Here is a 20,758-nt window from a genome sequence, read left to right on the forward strand (position 1 = left end):
TCATAATGCATAAACTCAAATGGTACATAAGCACTAAAATTATATAGATACAGTTTTTGCCACCCCACACGTTGTAATTTAAAGATTATCACGTATCTTTGCCTGCTCAAATCATAAATACGAGATATGGCTATTACAATCAAGAAAGTCTCCACAAAGAGAGAACTTAAGAAATTTATCCGTTTCAATTACAGAATGTACAAGGGTAACCCTTACTCTGTGCCTGACCTCTATGACGACATGCTCAACACCTTCAACAAGAAGAAAAACGCAGCATTCGAATTCTGTGAAGCAGATTATTTCCTCGCATACCGGGACGATAAAATAGTAGGACGTGTAGCTGCAATCATCAACAATCAGGCGAACGAGAAGTGGGAATGTAAAAACGTTCGTTTCGGATGGATAGACTTCATCGACGATCCCGAAGTATCATCCGCACTCATCAAAACGGTGGAAGAATGGGGAAAAGAACGAGGCATGACTCACATTGCCGGTCCTCTCGGATTTACTGATTTCGATGCGGAAGGTATGTTAGTTGAAGGGTTCGACCAACTTAGTACCATGGCCACTATCTACAACTACCCATACTATCCTGTACACATGGAAAAGTTAGGCTTCGAGAAAGACGCCGACTGGGTGGAATACAAAATCTACATACCGGATGCCATTCCCGACAAGCATAAACGTATCTCCGAACTGATCCAACGAAAATATAACCTCAAGATAAAGAAATATACTTCCGGAAGAAAAATAGCCAAAGACTACGGACAGAAGATTTTCGAGCTGATGAATGAAGCATATAGTCCTCTTTATGGCTATTCTCCGTTGACACAGCGGCAAATCGACCAATACGTGAAAATGTATCTGCCGATCCTTGACTTACGGATGGTTACACTGATTACTGATGCCAATGACGAATTGGTCTGTGTAGGTATCTCCATGCCATCTCTTGCCGAGGCTTTACAGAAATCACACGGACGTCTGTTGCCACTCGGATGGTTCTATCTGTTAAAGGCACTATTTATGAAACGCCGTGCCAAAATGCTTGATCTGCTACTCGTTGCAGTGAAACCGGAATATCAAAACAAAGGTGTTAACGCTTTGTTATTTTCCGATTTAATTCCAGTTTATCAAAAATTAGGTTTTATCTTTGCGGAAAGCAACCCCGAACTGGAACTGAACGGAAAAGTTCAGGCACAATGGGATTACTTTGAGACTCAACAACATAAGCGCCGCCGTGCGTTCATCAAAGAGATAAAATAAAAAACAGCTATGGAAGAGAACGAATTGATACCTGTAGACAACAACAATGCAGTAGAGTACACTGACGACAACATCCGTCACCTAAGTGACATGGAACATGTACGCACACGCCCCGGTATGTATATCGGAAGGTTGGGCGACGGTGCACATGCCGAAGACGGAATCTATGTCCTCCTGAAAGAAGTAATTGACAACAGTATTGACGAGTTCAAAATGCAAGCCGGTAAGAAAATCGAGATTACCGTTGAAGAAAACCTCCGTGTCAGCGTACGTGACTACGGACGAGGCATCCCGCAGGGAAAACTCATCGAAGCCGTCAGCATGCTGAACACCGGTGGTAAGTACGACAGCAAGGCATTTAAGAAAAGTGTCGGACTAAACGGTGTCGGTGTGAAAGCCGTCAATGCCTTGAGCTCCCGTTTTGAGGTACGCAGTTACCGCGACGGTAAAGTACGTATCGCCACTTTCTCAAAAGGAAACCTGCTAACCGACGAAACGCAGAATACCGAAGAGGAAAACGGAACTTACATCTTCTTCGAACCGGATAATACATTATTCCTGAATTACAGTTTCAAGCCTGAATTTATTGAGACAATGCTACGTAACTACACGTACCTCAATACCGGGCTTGCCATTATCTATAACGGACACCGTATCCTGTCGCGCAATGGTCTGGTAGACCTTTTGAACGACAATATGACGGCAACGGGACTTTACCCGATCATCCACCTGAAAGGGGAAGACATCGAAATCGCCTTCACGCATACCGGACAATACGGAGAAGAATATTACTCTTTCGTCAACGGTCAGCATACCACCCAAGGAGGTACACATCAGAGTGCTTTCAAGGAACACATCGCCCGCACCATCAAAGAGTTCTTCAACAAGAATATGGACTATACCGACATTCGTAACGGACTGGTTGCTGCCATTGCCGTCAATGTGGAAGAGCCTATCTTTGAGAGTCAGACGAAAACGAAGTTGGGTTCTACCAATATGGTTCCCGGCGGAGTGACAGTCAATAAATATGTAGGCGACTTTATCAAACTGGAAGTGGACAACTTCTTGCACAAGAATGCGGATGTAGCCGAAGCGATACAACAAAAGATCCAAGAATCCGAGAAAGAGCGTAAAGCCATTGCAGGTGTAACCAAACTTGCCCGTGAACGTGCAAAAAAAGCAAACCTGCACAACCGCAAATTGCGCGACTGCCGTATTCACCTCAACGACCCGAAAGGAAAAGGACTGGAAGAAGACTCCTGCATCTTTATCACCGAGGGGGACTCTGCAAGTGGTTCCATCACCAAAAGCCGTGATGTGAACACGCAAGCAGTGTTCAGTCTACGTGGTAAACCGCTGAATTCTTTCGGGTTAACCAAGAAAGTGGTCTACGAGAACGAAGAATTTAATCTGCTTCAGGCAGCCCTGAATATAGAAGATGGCTTGGACGGACTACGCTACAACAAAGTCATCGTAGCAACCGATGCCGATGTGGACGGTATGCATATCCGCCTGCTGCTAATTACTTTCTTCCTGCAATTCTTCCCTGACCTTATAAAAAAAGGCCACGTATATATTCTGCAAACGCCTTTGTTCCGTGTACGCAATAAGAAAAAAACAATCTATTGTTATAGTGAAGAAGAGCGTGTCAATGCAATTAACGAACTAAGCCCGAATCCGGAGATCACGCGATTTAAAGGTTTAGGAGAGATTTCACCGGACGAGTTCAAGCATTTCATCGGTAAAGACATGCGTCTGGAGCAAGTTTCTTTACGAAAGACGGACGCAGTGAAAGAACTACTTGAATTCTACATGGGTAAAAATACCATGGAACGACAGAACTTTATTATAGATAATCTGGTTATAGAAGAAGATTTGGCATCATGAGAAAAGCAATATTCCCGGGTACTTTTGATCCCTTCACCATCGGACATTATTCGGTAGTGGAACGTGCACTCACCTTTATGGACGAAATCGTGATAGGAATCGGTATCAATGAGAACAAGAATACATACTTTCCCATTGAGAAAAGAGAGGAAATGATTCGGGAGCTTTACAAGGATGAGCCTCGTATAAAAGTGATGTCCTACGACTGTCTGACCATTGATTTTGCGCAGGAAGTAGGGGCCAGGTTTATTGTCCGCGGTATCCGTACAGTGAAAGATTTCGAGTATGAAGAAACAATTGCGGACATCAACCGCAAACTGGCAGGCATTGAAACCATCCTGCTCTTCACAGAACCGGAACTGACTTGCGTCAGCTCGACGATTGTACGCGAATTATTGACTTATAATAAAGATATCAGCCAGTTTATTCCCAAAGGAATGAGGATAAGCTGAGAGTTGAGAATGGAGAGTTGAGAAGGATGCAGGCGTATCTGTGCCCGGTTGTTAATACTCGGCTATTAATATAAAGTAAGATTATGAATAAGATTAAAATATACGTCCTTTTGGCTTGCCTGTGGGCAGTATCAGCCTTACAGGCCCAAAATTTCGGTTCTGAAGCCATGCGCAAGCTACAAATGGCAGAGTTCGCAATCTCCCATTTCTATGTAGACAAAGTAGATGAAGACAAGTTGGTGGAAGAAGCCATCATCAAGATGCTGGCACAACTCGACCCACACTCTACCTACTCGGACGCAGAAGAAGTGAAGAAAATGAACGAACCTCTTCAAGGTAACTTCGAAGGTATTGGAGTTCAGTTTCAGATGATTGAAGATACCCTGTTAGTAGTGCAACCCGTCAGCAACGGACCTTCCGAAAAAGTCGGCATCCTTGCCGGTGACCGTATTGTTGCGGTCAATGACAGCGCCATTGCCGGAGTGAAAATGAGTACGGAAGATATTATGAAGCGTCTTCGTGGTCCGAAAGGTTCTAAAGTCAACCTGACTATCGTTCGTCGTGGCGTGCAAGATCCTTTATTGTTCACAGTGAAAAGAGATAAAATACCTATCCTTAGCCTCGATGCTTCTTACATGATTCAGCCTAAAACAGGTTATATCCGCATCAACCGCTTCGGAGCAACCACTGCCGAAGAATTCAAGAAAGCAATGACAAGCCTTCAGAAACAAGGTATGAAGGACCTGATTCTCGACCTGCAAGGAAACGGAGGAGGTTACCTGAATGCAGCCATCGACCTTGCCAACGAATTCCTGGGGCAAAAAGAATTGATTGTCTACACGGAAGGACGGACTGCCAAACGCAGTGATTTCTACGCCAAAGGAAACGGAGATTTCCGTAATGGACGCCTTATCATCCTGGTAGATGAATATACGGCTTCCGCCAGCGAAATTGTCAGCGGTGCAGTGCAGGATTGGGATAGAGGAATTATCGTAGGACGCCGTTCTTTCGGCAAAGGATTGGTGCAACGTCCTATCGACCTGCCGGACGGTTCCATGATTCGTTTGACTATTGCGCGCTATTATACTCCATCGGGACGTTCCATCCAGAAACCGTACGACAGTACTGTCGATTACAACAAGGACCTGATAGAACGTTTCAACCACGGTGAACTGATGAATGCTGACAGTATTCACTTCCCGGATTCGCTGAAAGTACAAACTAAGAAACTAGGACGTACTGTTTATGGCGGAGGGGGTATCATGCCGGACTATTTCGTACCTATTGACACTACTCTTTATACGGATTATCATCGTAATCTGGTAGCTAAAGGAGCCGTGATTAAATTCACCATGCAGTTTATCGAAGGGCACCGGAAAGAGTTGAAAAACAAATATAAAAAGTTCGAATCGTTTGATGAGAAGTTCGTAGTCGATGATGATATGCTCGCCATTTTAAAGGAAATAGGAGAGAAAGAAGGAGTGAAATTCAATGAAGAGCAATATCAGAAGTCGCTCCCTCTTATCAAGACGCAGCTTAAAGCACTAATAGCCCGTGATCTTTGGGATATGAACGAATATTTCCGGGTAATGAATACCACCAATGAGAGTATACAAAAGGCGCTGGAGATACTGAATTCGGATGAGTATCAGAAGAAGCTGAAACAGGGTATTCAGTAAACAATCATAAGACACCATTTTTCAGTTTGGTGGACATATATACTCACCCCTAGTGAAAAAATATCTATCATAAGTATCATTCATTTTGATACTCTTCTCATTATCAAAGAAATAAGTATGATAGATAGCTTTTAAAAAGGTATCTATCATACTTTTACCAGCAAAAACAGGTTATCTATCATCTACAAAATAGCCGAATAAAGGCCCTATATGCATAAGATAGCTTGTTTTTGTTGAATAGTTTAATTCTCCCCTGCCCTATATCTATCAGATAGAACAAGGCGTATAAATACCTCAAACAAGCAGAGATAGTTTGCTTTTCTCCCTGATATAGTTTATCTTTGTTACCGATATAGTTCATTCTTCATGACCGTGGCGAATTCCTACCACGGCCGTGGAAAGATACTACCACAGCCATGAAGAGATCTCTCCACGGCCGTGGGAAACTAATGATAAAGGCACCGGAAGACAACTATCCCTATGCCTTAGTCCAAGAATAAAGGCAGGATAACTTATAAAAGCCGCTTGATAACAAACAAACAACAGCTATATAACACCCTCCCCCTAAGTCCGAAGATGATCAATTAGCTTTGCAACAACAGAAAACAATGTCCTTATAGACTTACAACGGTAAATTTAAAATACGTAGTAATGTATAAGGCGAAAACAAATAAATAATGGCAATACAATTTGAATTGTACAAGACTCCCCGTCCCAAGGATGAGGAAGACAAAGAAGTGTATCACGCACGTGTAGTCAACTTCCAACACATTGACACAGACTATTTGGCAAAAGAAATCCAGATAGCAACTTCTCTAACTGAAGGGGATGTAAAGTCAGTTCTCGAATCCCTAAGTCATTTTATGGGGGATCGTCTTCGGGAAGGACAAAGCGTCCATCTGGATGGCATCGGTTATTTCCAGATAAAGCTGAATAGTCAAGAACCTATCACTTCGCCCAAACTAAAAGCGAATCAGATAAAACTCAAAGCCAATATCAGCTTTAAAGCGGACGTCAAACTGAAAAAGTCTGTCAGTGTTGTTCATGTGGAGCGAAGTAAACTGAAACCCCATTCGGCTGTCCTTTCAAATGACGAGATAGACAAATTGCTGACAAACTACTTCAAGAGCAACCCTGTATTAACCCGTCGCGACTTTCAAGGATTGTGCGGCTTTGCCCCTACCACTGCCGCACGGCAAATCAAACGGCTGAAAGAGGAGGAGAAGAAGTTGAAGAATATCAATACTTATTATCATCCGATTTACATGCCGATGCCGGGATATTATGGCAAGGCGGAGATAAAGACAGATGAATAAAAGGAAATCAGAAGAAATAAAAAAGGGAAATTCAGTTGTCGCAAATTTTGCAACAACTGAATTTCCCTCTATTTTCGTCTAACTTGTGCAAAAATTACACAAGTTAATTACTATCTTAATTAGCAATGGGCTGGCGTACAAATATACCACTCAAAAATATGAGACAGTTTTTTATTTGCCCTGAAGCGTTATAATAGAACGCGCCGGAATCTGAACAATCTTTCCACTTTTCACTGTCCCCACCGGAAGCAAATTTTCCCCTTCTTTATCCGAAGTACGATAAATCTGCCATTGCGTATTTCCTACTTTTCCTTTATGAATAGAAAACTCTTTTTCTTCATTGGCATAATTAATAACTACCATCACATACGTTCCGTCTACATTCTTATAAGCAGAACACATCAATCCTTGCTGGTCGGTGTCGCCATCAGGAATCAAAGCGTCTGTTTGATCGAAAGCCGAAACGGATAACCGGATTGCCCCCGGACGGATAAAACGACTATAATTACCTAAAGCCCACATCAGTTTGGAGTCTTCTACTCTGCCATCTAAGAAATTATTGTCCGTAGTATATTCGCGAATCAATCCATCTTTGTAATCACCGCCAATGGCACGCCACCATTGCCAACTTTTTGCTCCCGCATATACAATATCGTGATGAATGATGCGTGCTACATAAAGTGCCGTTTTCATGGTACGGTCGAAACCACCTCCGCCACCGATCTCTTCATCATTGCCCATAATACAAGTTTCCGTCTGCCAGAAGTCAACATTGTATTTATCTAGTGTATCCCGTAGTTGAAGACGGATATTGCGCAAATCGCTTAAAGGTGTATTTGTCCAATAGCTATGCCCGAGCATCAGACGAGGAACATTCGGAGTATCTCCCAAATACGTATCTACACTATCCGGACAGAAGAAAGCCTGAATCTGATACCCCCGTTGCCAATCCGTTTCATGAGTGCGGAACATACAACGATAATCGGAAGACTCATTGACCATAATCTGTGTATCCATGTCCCGGTCTACAAACTCTTTGCTCAACAGACGAACCGTGCGAGCTATTTCCCTATTCGTTGCCGGACAGCCTTCCTGCTTCGGACCGACCCAGTTCCAGTGTCCGTCCGGTTCATTGAAAGGACAGATATAGTTGAACTTGATGCCATCGTGTTGTTCTACTCCCTGCACTACATCTGCCAGAAAACGAGCGTACTTTTCATAACAATCCGGTTTCAGGTTCGCCGTACCTCCACGTCCGGTGTTGGTAGCCAATCCGTTCTGTGTGTAATATACGGGAGGCGAATTCAAGAAAGCCAGAAATTTGTTGACTCCCCGTTCTTTTGCCAGTTTCAGGAAATTGCGTTGCCCTTGTTGTTTGTTCCAGTTGTATGTTCCATCGGGATTCAGGAAACATTCGGCACGCATCCAGGGAGAAGCAATCTGACTGTTCTCTCCTTGCTCCGTACTACCTGCTCCGACATTGAAACGCCAGAGTGACAGGCCGATACCTTTCGGCTGTCCGTTGGCGTCGTTCTCCGTGCTGAACAGCCAATCGGCTATTTGGTTTTGTTTCTCCTGCGGCCAAAGCCCGATGAATTGCATACTCCAGGCATCAGAAGCACTGAAGTATGCCATCGTCTGACAGGGTTGGTCTGTTTCTATCTGATAACGTATTTCGGGGGCAGGTTGGGAACATCCACCTGCCACACCGGCTATTGAGAAGAAGCCTAAAGCGGCTAAAATCTTTTTACCTTTCATTGTCTAGTCTATAGTCTAATACCTGTTGAAAACTATTTTATTGAAGAGTATAAATAAAAGTAGATATACCTTTAGCAGGAACAACACCTTTATTATAGCTGGGCTCACGCTTCAAATCTTTTGCTTCTGAAGTAGTATACTGTTCAAATTCACCCACTTCTTTGCCCAATCCTTCAAATGTATTATTTATTTCCGCGCGTTTATCGGTCATGTTAGTGTACACCACTACCAATTTATCTTTCTCCGGTGAAATATAGGCAGTAGCAAAGAAATCCTTTGTCTCTTCCTCCAATTTCAAATCAATACGCTGGTAGCCCGGACGCACAAATGCACTATAATTGCCCAGTACCCAAAGGTTCTTACTAGCTTTATAAGTGCCATTAGTAGCTAAATCGGCATAACTTTCGCCATCATTGCTATCAGGAGAAAGACGAATCAGATAAAAACGGCTTTTCTGACTCCAACGTTCACGGCTACAAGTAGTCCAGTATGACCAAGAACTTACATTAGCTGTTGCCAAATCCTGATGAATCACTTTTGCCATACTCAAAGCCAAGTCCATATAAGAAGCATCACCATAGCTGGCATAATCTTCATAGTTCTCACTCAACATACTCCACTCCGTCTGATATACCTTCAAACCATATTGGTCTGCTTTGGACTTAACAGAAGAACGGACAGAGTACATATTGCTCCAGTTCGTATCCAAATAATAGCTATGCCCGCAAATCAATTTAGGCAAATGAGTAAGATTACCAATATAAGTACTTGTATTATTGGGGTTGAAAAAAGCCTCTATTACATTGCCACGGGCACTTCCCGCATCACCGTTTCCATATAGATAATCCCACTTTCCTGCTTCAGCCAATAACATCTGGGTATTGGAAAGCCCTTTGGTTGTCAAACTCGCATCCAATGCTTTTGCTAACGTTGCCACTTCTGTATTCTGCCAGGCCGAACCTTCTTGTTCATTGCCATTCCAGTTATACTGCGGTTCGTTAATCGGACTAATATGAGTAATATTATATCCTTCATCAACAAAATGCTTGGCACAAGTAGCCAGGAAATCAGCAAAGTCACCATAATGTTCTGTCTTCAAATTACTAAATGCCCCTTTATCCGAACGTGCTTGTCCGTTATAAGTATAGTATACAGGAGGTGTATTACTGAACAGTACGAATGCCTCACAGCCATACTCTTTAGCCTTTTCCATAAAATATCTCCGCCCCGCAGATTTGGACCAATCATAACTTCCATTTGCACTTGTCAAAAAACAGTCGACACGTCGTTCCTTTTTATCTGAAACAATACCACTTGCATCTCCTTGTTCTTCCGAACCTCCTCCCAAATTAAACCGCCACATGGATAAACCGATGCCCTGCGAATTCCCTTTGTCATCAACTTCGCGGGAAAATAACAATTTTGCAATGGCTTCTTTATTGGAAGTGCTCCAGTATTTGCCTACATATTCCATATCCCATGCATCGGAAGATGCAAAACCATCAATAGTCTGATATACAGTTGAGGCATCAATTGTAACATTGATAGTGGTATCGGTCGGCAGTTTCACTTCATATTCCGGCACGAATGTATATTCATCATTACATGCGCAAAGCCCTGCCGCCATGCATGAAAGTCCTATAAATAAATTTCTGTGTTTCATAATCATTTAATTAATTATATCCGGGATTCTGTACTATACTACCATTACTCTGACTAATCTCTGTGGTCGGAATCGGGTATACCAAGTCACGCTCTTCTTTGAAATTACGTCCCTTAGAGCTACTTTCCTTCTGATTTCCAAGCTCATACGTATCGGTAGATTCTTTTGTATTGTATATCACAAATGAACCGTTCGGTCCCATAATATCACTCATAACAGACTTTCCACTATCATTTTTCCAGCGACGAATATCAAACAGACGTTGGTTTTCCAATGCCAGTTCAAGACGACGTTCCTGACGTATCGCATCGCGAAGTTCAGTACCACTGGATTCTACCGGACCTAAGTCTACACGTTCTCTGACTTTATTTAAAGCCCAGCGAGCCTGTCCGTCATCTTTCAACACATTTTCAACTTCGGCATACATCAACAATACATCCGCATAACGTAGAATACGATAGTTCAATGGATTATGAGAAGCATCGTATGGTTCAGGACGTTGGGCATAAGGAATGTATACTTTACGAGTCACACGACCTGACTTATGTGAATCGGTCGAAACCGAATAAGGTACAGTAGAAGACCAATGGGTATCCCCCGGCACACTGGTTGCTTTGTCTTTAATAATAGTCCATTTCAAACGTATGTCATCTCCTGCTGTCTTGAAAGCCGTCTCCAAATTACTTGTCGGCAAGCCCCATGCCCAGCCACCGTCATCACGGGAACCACATACAACAGGCATTCTAAGTCCTAAATTATAGGCTATATCACTATTAGTCTGCACTTCAAACAGTGATTCAACACTATTATTATGAGAAATGCTCCACACATCTCCAAAATCATCCAACAAATCATACCCTTGTGATGCATGCCCATTCAAACCCATCACTTGTTCCAGCATATCCTCTGCTTCCTCATATTTTTCCTGATAAAGATAAGCTTTTGCCAATAGCCCTTGTGCTGCCCCTTTAGTGGCACGCCCTAAGTCGGCACTGGCATATTCACCTTTAACAGGTAATACATTAGCAGCATCTTTCAGGTCATTCTCAATCTGTGTGTACACCTCTGCTGCAGAAGCACGCTGAATCCCTTCTATCTCCGAAGGCATCTTCATCCCCAGTACTAACGGCACACCACCAAAGTATCTCACCAAATCAAAATATTGATAAGCGCGTAAGAATTTAGCTTCAGCCACATAACGATCTCTCAACGATTCGTCCTCAAACTCTACACCTGGTATTCTCTCAATCGCAATGTTACACCGCAATATACCCTTGTAACGATATTGCCAGAAGTTCTGACTACATTCTCCTCCACCATATGCATCACCTGTAAAAAAGGCCAGATCTTCATAAGCCCCCTGATCTTCACCAGTATTACCGACCCACATATCATCCGTACACATATCACCGCACAAATAAAATTTCTGTACCTGCCACCAGTCATCCCAGAATATGGATTGATAACATCCTGTAATCTGCTGCTTGCACTGATCTTCATTCACAAAATATTCACTCAAATCCTGCTGACCGAGTACTGGCGTATCCAGGAAATCCGAACAACCGGCTAATGACAATGTAGAAGCGGCTATAGTCAAGCCTAAAATATATTTTTTCATATTCTTATCTCTGTTAATAGCATTAGAAATTCATATTGATTCCAAAAAGGTATGTACGCGGGTTAGGATACCCTGCCCAATCAATACCCGATTCTGTTACTTTTCCTTCAGTACCTAAGGCAGCCGCTTCAGGGTCCATTCCTGAATATCCGGTAATAGTGAACGGATTCTGTGCCGAGAAAGACAGGCGCAATGAAATTTTCTTCGTCCATTTCTTTGGCAATGTATATCCTATCTGCAACTGCTTGCAACGTAAATAAGAACCATCTTCCACATAGAAAGAAGAAACACGTGTCCAGTTCTGATTGGCATCATTGTACGACAGACGGGGTAAATCATAACTTGTTCCCTCACCATGCCAAGAAGCATTGTAGGTTCCGGCATATACATTCTCACCCGACACTCCCGAATAGCGTCCTTTAGTCGTGTTGTATACATCGTTTCCTATTGTACCATAAAAATTGGCTGCAAAGTCAATATTCTTCCATGCTAAACGGGCATTAATACCAACCATAAGATCTGGAAATGCATTTCCAATAAAAGTCTTATCATTATCATCCAGCTTACCATCATGGTTCAAATCCTTGAAACGAATATCTCCCGGTTGAGCATTGGGTTGAATGACTGTTCCATATTCATCGGTATGTGCATTTACTTCAGTCTGATTTTGGAAAATACCATCAGCCACATATCCATAAAAACGGCTGATCTCACCACCTTCTTCATTACGTATGATGTAATCTCCATTAAAACTTCCGGCATTAATCGGAGTAGAACCCAATAGTTTAATAGCTTTATTTTTAACGGATGACAGGTTCAATCCAATTCCATAATCAAAATCACCTTTACGATCTTCCCAGTTAATAGAAAGTTCCCAACCCGTAGCTCTCATTTTACCTACATTCTCCCACATCTGTCCATTCCACATCGGGAACCCTAAAATCAGCATATTATCTTTTTTCAGCAGCATATCATGGGATTCTTTACGGAACCATTCTGCAGTCACCGACAAACGGTTTTTCAAAAATGCCATATCAATACCGATATTATAATCTTCTACAGTTTCCCATCGGATCAATGAGTTACCAATCGAACCTACCGCTGTACCAATCTCACGATTACCACCAAATACATAATCGGCAGCTCCAATAGTAGACTGATAAGCCGAATTGTCAATATTCTGATTACCCACACGTCCCCATCCTGCATGAATCTTCAAGTTATCAAAGATATGCTGTTTTTTCATGAATGGCTCTTCTGAAATACGCCATGCTGCAGATACTGCCGGAAAAGTTGCGTATTGATTATCTTTCATGAATTTAGAAGAACCATCCACACGGATAGAAGCAGTCAAATAGTAACGGTCGTTGTAATTATACATCACACGTCCCAGATAAGAGATCAATGAAGAATAGGCATTCACGCCTGCTGTCTGCGGATTCTGCGTACCGGCTGAAACATAATGCAGGTTCTCTTCATTGGTAGGAGTGCGTTCCTTTGATCCTTCCAACCAATATTCCTGGAAACGTTCCATCGTATAACCAGCCATCACATTCAAATTGTGTTTATGATTAAAACTCTTAATCCAGTTTACTGTATTCGTCCAGTTCCAGTCCACCCAATTATCGGTTTTACGATATGCTTTGCTGTAATCGGATTTCTCTAATGTATCGATATTGAAAGAAGGAGTAAACTCATCTGAAATACGGAAACGGGCATTGACACCAAACTGTGAACGAATAACCAAGCCTTTAATCGGTTCAATGTTTACATACGGATTGGCTAATAAACCATACTCATCACTATGTTTATCCATACGGGCTAATTGGGCAACCGGATTCCACACCAAGTTGTTGCTGGAACGGGCATAGTTGTCGTATTCATTAGTCGTCCATTCACTTTGAGGACGCATGATCGGAGTTGTGGGGTCCATAGCCATTATATTTCCCAATAAACTGGGAGTATCTGTCCAATTCTCATATTTCGGGGTAAAGTCAATACCTGCTTTTACTATATTATTAAAAGTGTATTCCATACTGAAACGGGCTGTCAGCTTTTGCCAGTTACCTACAGTGTATTGTGAGTCTTGCCCGAAATAACCAATATTGGCAGAGTAAAGCAACTTATCCGTACCTCCGGAGAAATTAAAATTATAATTATGAATCAGTGCTGTCTTCTTCATGCTTTCATCCCACCAGTCAGTACCTTCCGCATCTGTGATATTCTCCTTGCTGTTATAACGGGGCTCTGCATTATCATTAATATAACGCGCCTTGAACACATATTCGTATTCGGAAGCTTTTGCCATCTCCGGTTTCTTCAATGTCTGAAAACCGGCAGAAGCAGAGAAACCGAATTGGGTAGCTCCCTTTTTACCTTTCTTGGTAGTAATAAGGACAACACCGTTAGAGCCACGTGTACCATAAATAGCTGCTGCTGAAGCATCTTTCAGCACTTGCATGGATTCAATATCGTTCTGGTCAAGAAAATTGATATTGGTTCCCACCGGCATTCCATCAACGACATACAACGGATCAGAACCATTGACGGTAGATACCCCCCGAATAATAACACGAGGTGAAGTACCCGGACCGCCACCACCGGTAATCTGCACACCATTAATCTTTCCCTGCAAGGCATTCATGGCATTACCGCCAGTCAGCTTTTTCAGTTCATCTCCTTTGATAGCAGATATAGAGCTTGTCAAGTCACTCTTCTTCACTGCACCATAGCCGATAACAACTACTTCATCCAAAGCTTGTGTATCATCTTCCATGACTACATTTATGACATTCTTTCCATTGACTTTAACTTCTTGTGTCTTATACCCAATCATGGAAAATACAATAGTCGCATCTTTAGGAACATTAGTCAGTGTATAGTTTCCATCCAGATCCGTGACAGTACCATTTGTAGTACCCTTCACCAGAACAGTCAAACCAATCATTGGTTCTTTATCACTAGCTGCAATAGCAGTACCAGTCAGACTTCCCTGCTGAGCATAAAGGCTCAGCGCAAAGAACGATAATAATAAAAATAGATATCGTTTCATGTTTTTATGGCATTATTTTAATTATTTCTTCAGCAATTTAGACTGAACAAGATGTGTATCAAATATAAAGGTGTATTTACCTGCGGGTACCTTTTTAGATGAATCATTCGTATTAGTAGCAAATGATTCGTTTTTACCGTCAAAACGCCAACCTGGCTCCAGCCAATCGCCATTGGCATTATAGGGAGTTATTGTCACGTCAAAAGAATCTTGTTTACTCCAAGTCAATTCTGCAGTGAGACAATGCGGATTGTCCGGATCTTGAGTCAATTCATAGACATTCTTAGGTCCGTCCCAGCCTTTGGCGCCATCAAACCATCCGCCAACGAATCCCATTTTAAGTCCGTCAATAATTGGTGTTCCCGGCGAATAAGCCTCTACTGTATAGGTTCCCTCTTCTGTATTAAAGTTTATTTCATAATAACTCTTTTCGGGTAGAATGATCGGCTGTACATCTTCAGAGATACCAGTTAATTTTCCCGGATTATTTTTATCATCACCAAAACAGATGCTGAAGCTATATTTGCTTGTAATGAAACGGATCGGGGTATTTGGAGCAGGTGAATAACAACGAGCCTTATAGGTGAAATTCGTTACTCGTTCTATAGGCATCGGAACTCCCCACACGTCATTGCCTGTAAGTAATTTACTGTCTGTTCCTTCAAAATCAACCAAATACATATTTTCATAATCTTTCACTCTGGAAACAAGTACTGAATAGTTCTTTTCCGCAACATTACCGAAAGTATCGACAGCGCGTATAACCAATGTATAGGTCCCAGTCTTATCAGAAGGAAATACAACAGTAGTATTCAATGTTCCTTTCTTCTCTCCTTCTTCAATATCCTGACGTTCCAAGATTTCCAAATCAGGAACAGCTAATTCCAAATAATCCAATTCCTTATTATCTTCTGCAGTGAACCGGAATGTTTTAGAAGTACCTTCGGACAACACAATATTAATATTATCACTTAAAAGACCAATAGACGGAGTCAAGACTGGTTCTGTATAATCACCATCCATCGTAACCAGGACATCATTTGTTGATGTACGCCCACCTAAATCGGTAACTGTTACCTTTATAGTAAAACTGTCACCTTTCGTTTTTTCAGGAATAGTGAAACCATAATTCAGATTATACTCATACAATGGTTCTGAATAAAGAGCCGACAATTCAATTGTCTTGTCCAAGTAAAGCTCTGCACATTGTAGATTGATAGAACGAATACCGTCTTTATCTGCAATTTTACCTGCAATTTTAAATTCATAGCCTGTCAATGTACGGATATGATCGGACGTTAACTCAAGAGTTGGAGATTGTCCGTCTACATCTCTATAGTCCTCATCGTCACTACATCCAACAAACAAGGTCGCTGCTGAAAGGAAAGTCCACAAAACCGTGCTTTGCAACAATTTAGCTTTCATAATAATTAGTATTTAATGATTAATATTATCTCGGTACGACTTCTCAATATATAAAATATCGGCAAATCGACATGACAAATGTAAACGATTCCAACTATATAAACCGATAAAAATCATGCAGAGAAGCTATATAAATCGTGCAATGCACGATTTGCATACTCTAAATAAAATATTTATTCCTATTTTTGAGCTTGTAAATGAAACGAATAATTACGAATCATGAAGAAACACATTGCTTCTATTTTATTTCTGTGTCTGCTATCAGTTTCTCAATCAATAGCTCAATCCCATTCTATCAAACGATTGGGCATTGAACAGGGATTATCTAATAATTATGTGATTAGTATCGCACAAGATAAACAAGGCTTCTTATGGTTTGCTACAGAAGAAGGACTTAATAAATTCGATGGCACCCGTTTCATTACCTATTATAAGAATGACTTATCGCAAAGTAGCCAAGGAATCACTGGTAATGAACTCAATCGGGTATACGCTGACAATAAACGTCCCATTATATGGATAGCGACTCAACGGGACGGATTAAATGCATATAATTACAACAAGCAAGCATTTACAGCTTATTCACATAATCCGGACGATCCTCATAGTTTGATTACAAATGATGTAACAGACATCGCTCCTTCTGCTCAACACGAAGATGGCCTGTGGATCAGTACTTATTATAGAGGCATAGAATATCTCGATATTAACAGTGGGCAGTTCACTCATTATAACAAGAATACAGTGCCGGCCTTATCTTGCGAACAAACATGGACTGTACTGGACGGAGGGGATGGAAACCTATACATCGGTCATGTCGGTCACGGATTCAGTATTCTTTCACTTAAAGATAAAAATGTAAAAAACTTCCAGAATCATTCGGGAGACCCGAAGAGCCTGCCCGGCAATGATGTGCGATGTCTCACTAAAGATACAAACGGTAATATATGGCTCGGGACAGATAAAGGCCTGGCTCTTTTCAATGTTGCCGATCAAAGCTTTATCACTTTTAAGAATAACAAAAATGATAGATATGCAGCCTTATGCAATCGGATATTAGCTATTAAACAATTAAATGACGGCAAACTTTGGATCGCTTCAGAACTTAATGGCATTACTATACTGGATCTCAAACAAAGTATGTTTCTCTCACCCGAACAGGTTTCCCTAGAATATATTCAGGAAGGCGATGATAGCCGAAGTCTCTCCAATGCAAGTGCCCGGTGTATATTCCAAGATTCTTTTGACAACATCTGGATAGGCACATGGGGAGGAGGAATCAATTTTATCAGCAGAAAGCCACCCTTATTCACAACATTAAGTTATTCTCCGATTCCTAACAATGAAAACAGCCTGAACAATAAAGTAGTGAGCAGTCTCTGTACCGACAGACAAAGACGTATATGGATTGGAACAGACGGAGGTGGTATCAATGTATTTGAAGGGGACAAACGTATTGCTATTTACAGAAAAGAAACAGGAGACATCCCCTCGAATTTTATATTGACCGCTTTGCAGGATTCAAAAGGAAATCTATGGTTCGGTTCTTTTCAAGGAGGAATCAGTTATTATGATACTCGGAATAAAAGATTTCGTTCCATCTCTCTCATGGGACAGTACAATCAGGATGTCCGTACGATCTACGAAGATACTCAACACAATATCTGGGTAGGATACAGCGGAGGAATCATTGTATTGAATCCCCTTAATATGGAAATTATCCGACACTACAACACAGAAAACAGTGAACTACATAGCGATTTCGTACGTTCTATAGCTCAAGATGAGAAAGGGCGCTTCTGGATTGGAACCTTCGGAGACGGACTTGGCGTATACACGCCTGATCTACAGAAAATCAAGACCTTTGTCCAAAGGGATGGTTTCTGTTCCAACACCGTCAATCAGATCATACAGGATAAGCACAAAAGGATGTGGATAGGAACAGGAGAAGGACTAGTATGTTTTCCTTCAACCGATGCATTAACTTACAAAACATATCAACGAAAAGATGGTTTAACCAATACAAATATCTGTGCAATAACCGAAGACAAGAAGGGTAATATATGGTTTAGCAATAATAAAGGCGTTAGTTGTTATGTTACAAGTAAAGACTGTTTTTACAATTATGGTCACTCTGATGATGTTCCGGCCGGAAGTTTCTCAAGCGGTTGTGTAACACAAAATAACAACGGATGGATCTATTTCGGTTCTATCAATGGCGTATGTTGCTTCAATCCTGACATTGCAATGAATGAACAACCCACTCCATCGGCAGTTATTACGGAAATGAAAATACTCGGACGATTGAGCAACCTGGAAAATAATGACATGATTATCAATTTATCCAAAGGACAGAATGTAGAATTAAGTCATGCGCAAAATAGCTTTGGACTTACATTTAACGTACAAAACTATTCACTAGTCAACCAAGTGGAATATGTTTATATGCTGAAAGGGCTTGAAAACTCATGGTACACCGTCAATGAGAACAACAGCGTCACTTTCCGAAACATTCCTCCGGGAAAATATGAATTCCTCATCAAAGCAAGGGTACATAATCAGGAATGGCCGGAAGAAGCGACTTCACTTACCATCCGTGTCAATCCCCCTCTTTGGCTGACATGGTGGGCAAAACTTATCTATATTTGGGTATCTATCAGCATCATTTATCTTATCCTGCATGCATATAAAAAGAAGCTGGATTTGGAAAGCCTCTATACGCTGGAAAAGAAAAACCATGAGCAAGAACAGGAATTGAACCAGGAACGTTTGCGGTTCTATACTAATATTACCCATGAGCTGCGTACGCCATTGACCTTAATCCTCGGTCCTTTGGAAGATATGCAAAAAGAGACCTCACTTCCGGCAAAACAAGCCCAGAAGTTATCTGTCATCCATCAGAGTGCACTACGGTTGCTCAACTTGATTAATCAAATACTGGAATTCCGGAAGACAGAGACACAAAACAAGAAATTGTGTGTCAGCAAAGGCAATATCGCTCCTCTGATCTATGAGATAGGGCTTAAATACAAAGAACTAAATCAAAAGACCAAGATTGATTTCCAAATTCAGATAGAGAAAGAAGAAATGCTCCTTTTCTTTGATAAGGAAATCATTACCATCGTTTTGGACAACCTGATTTCCAACGCGATCAAATATACGGAACAGGGACGCGTCACTCTAAGTTTGTATCAGACAATGCGCAATGAGGTTGCTTATACAGAGATAAAAGTCAGTGACACGGGATATGGAATTTCTGCTGAAGCCCTGCCACATATTTTTGACCGTTATTATCAGGAAAGCGGCAAGCATCAGGCATCCGGAACAGGCATTGGCTTGGCCCTAGTGAAAAATCTGGTCACCCTGCATGAAGGAGAAATCCGGGCAGAAAGCATACAAAACGAAGGAAGTACTTTCTATATCAGCCTATTGACGGATAATATCTATCCCAATGCTTTACACGCAGATTCTACAGAACCGATTCAAGAAGATACGAATCAGGAAGCAAGCCTTGAATATCCACAAGAAACCACACTGGATATCGGTAAACCGATCCTGTTGATTGTAGAAGACAATGAAGAGATACAGAAATATATCGCTGAGTCCTTCGCAGATTCATTCGAAGTACTCACTGCCTACAACGGAGAAGAAGGGAAGCAACAAGCTCTTAGCCGCATCCCGGATATTGTAGTCAGCGATATTATGATGCCTGTCATGGACGGTATCATTCTCTGCCGGCAATTGAAAGAGGACGTACGGACCAGTCATATCCCTGTCATCCTATTGACAGCCAAAGACTCTCTGCAAGATAAAGAAGAAGGATATGAGGTAGGAGCCGATTCTTATCTGACAAAGCCTTTCAGTGCTTCTCTGCTGCGTAGCCGTATCAATAATCTGCTGGAATCAAGAAAGAAACTGATAGCTCAATTCCAGACACAATCCGTTCCGGGCAATCAGGCAGATTTAAAAGAAAAACGTATCGTAATCGCCGAAGCTCTAAGCAAGCTGGATAATGAATTTATTGAAAAAATCACCCTTTTAATCGAAGAAAACCTCTCTTCGGAGAAGATTGATATTACCTATCTTTCAGACAAGATGTGTATGAGCGGTTCCACCCTCTACCGGAAAATGAAAGCACTGACAGGATTATCGACCAACGAATATATCCGGAAAGTGAAAATGCAAAATGCAGAACGTTTATTGCTTGAAGGGAAGTTCAACATCTCTGAAATCGCCTATAAAGTAGGAATGAACAGTACGGGGTATTTCCGTCAATGCTTTAAAGAGGAATTTGGCGTCTCGCCTTCGGATTACCTGAAGCAGATCATACAATCATAAAAAGGGAGAGAGCCATTTACACTTAATACGTTTTGAGAAACAAATTAAGCTCCTACCGAAAAAGAAGAGGGTAAAGTCATAATGCCTAAATTAAAAGGAAAGAGTCCGGTGCTAATACCGAACTCTTTATCTATCTTGCTAATTTATAAACCTCCAACTTTTGGAGGCCACTTCAAACGATGCGGCAGGAGTATTTCTCTAAAGAAAAGTGTTTTAACACATTCTTTATAAATCTAATTATAATAAAGGAGGGGAGGAACCTATTAAAACAGAACCTGTTAAACAGCATCTACAAAAAGGATTTACA

11 protein-coding genes are annotated in these 20,758 nt (G+C 41.5%); 6 read left to right on the forward strand and 5 right to left on the reverse strand.

Annotation, left to right across the window (positions count from 1 at the left end; genetic code table 11):
• The first annotated feature begins 126 nt into the window (after window positions 1-126).
• The 5 genes from N5O98_RS03975 (at window position 127) to N5O98_RS03995 (ending at window position 6,597) form a co-directional block, all read left to right on the forward strand.
• Window positions 127-1,263 (forward strand): GNAT family N-acetyltransferase, encoded by a 1,137-nt coding sequence (locus N5O98_RS03975; RefSeq protein WP_004311086.1) that lies wholly within the window; start codon window positions 127-129, stop codon window positions 1,261-1,263.
• 9 nt (window positions 1,264-1,272) lie between these two features.
• The gene (locus tag N5O98_RS03980) at window positions 1,273-3,150 is read left to right on the forward strand and encodes a DNA topoisomerase IV subunit B (protein WP_004311085.1); all 1,878 of its coding nucleotides are present in this window, start codon (window positions 1,273-1,275) and stop codon (window positions 3,148-3,150) included.
• A complete protein-coding gene (coaD, locus tag N5O98_RS03985; protein ID WP_004311084.1) occupies window positions 3,147-3,602 on the forward strand; it encodes a pantetheine-phosphate adenylyltransferase in 456 nt (151 codons plus the stop codon). The genes N5O98_RS03980 and coaD overlap by 4 nt, the downstream gene beginning before the upstream one ends.
• 83 nt (window positions 3,603-3,685) lie before the next feature.
• The gene (locus N5O98_RS03990; protein WP_004311083.1) at window positions 3,686-5,281 is read left to right on the forward strand and encodes a S41 family peptidase; all 1,596 of its coding nucleotides are present in this window, start codon (window positions 3,686-3,688) and stop codon (window positions 5,279-5,281) included.
• 677 nt (window positions 5,282-5,958) lie between these two features.
• Window positions 5,959-6,597: an HU family DNA-binding protein gene (locus N5O98_RS03995; RefSeq protein ID WP_004311082.1), complete on the forward strand. Its 639-nt coding sequence runs from the start codon at window positions 5,959-5,961 to the stop codon at window positions 6,595-6,597.
• 171 nt (window positions 6,598-6,768) lie between these two features.
• On the opposite strand, the gene N5O98_RS04000 is transcribed toward N5O98_RS03995, so the two are convergent.
• From N5O98_RS04000 to N5O98_RS04020, 5 genes are read right to left on the reverse strand one after another with little or no spacing between them, the layout of a single operon-like run.
• Window positions 6,769-8,355 carry a glycoside hydrolase gene (locus N5O98_RS04000; RefSeq protein WP_004311081.1) on the reverse strand — a complete coding sequence of 529 codons (1,587 nt, stop codon included), beginning with the start codon at window positions 8,353-8,355 and terminating at the stop codon, window positions 6,769-6,771.
• A 37-nt stretch (window positions 8,356-8,392) separates the two neighbouring features.
• A complete protein-coding gene (locus tag N5O98_RS04005) occupies window positions 8,393-10,018 on the reverse strand; it encodes a glycoside hydrolase (RefSeq protein WP_022199091.1) in 1,626 nt (541 codons plus the stop codon).
• 10 nt (window positions 10,019-10,028) lie between these two features.
• A complete protein-coding gene (locus N5O98_RS04010) occupies window positions 10,029-11,636 on the reverse strand; it encodes a RagB/SusD family nutrient uptake outer membrane protein (RefSeq protein WP_004311079.1) in 1,608 nt (535 codons plus the stop codon).
• 22 nt (window positions 11,637-11,658) lie between these two features.
• Window positions 11,659-14,688 carry a SusC/RagA family TonB-linked outer membrane protein gene (locus tag N5O98_RS04015; protein WP_004311078.1) on the reverse strand — a complete coding sequence of 1,010 codons (3,030 nt, stop codon included), beginning with the start codon at window positions 14,686-14,688 and terminating at the stop codon, window positions 11,659-11,661.
• Window positions 14,689-14,709: 21 nt separating this feature from the next.
• Window positions 14,710-16,113 carry a hypothetical protein gene (locus tag N5O98_RS04020; RefSeq protein ID WP_004311077.1) on the reverse strand — a complete coding sequence of 468 codons (1,404 nt, stop codon included), beginning with the start codon at window positions 16,111-16,113 and terminating at the stop codon, window positions 14,710-14,712.
• 219 nt (window positions 16,114-16,332) lie between these two features.
• Between N5O98_RS04020 and N5O98_RS04025 the strand changes: the two genes are divergently transcribed.
• Window positions 16,333-20,451, forward strand: a complete 4,119-nt coding sequence (locus tag N5O98_RS04025) for a hybrid sensor histidine kinase/response regulator transcription factor (protein WP_004311076.1) — start codon at window positions 16,333-16,335, stop codon at window positions 20,449-20,451.
• Window positions 20,452-20,758 lie beyond the last annotated feature (307 nt).

It is taken from the genome of Bacteroides sp. LFL-34 (genome assembly GCF_027257075.1).
GTDB classification, from domain to species: domain Bacteria; phylum Bacteroidota; class Bacteroidia; order Bacteroidales; family Bacteroidaceae; genus Bacteroides; species Bacteroides ovatus.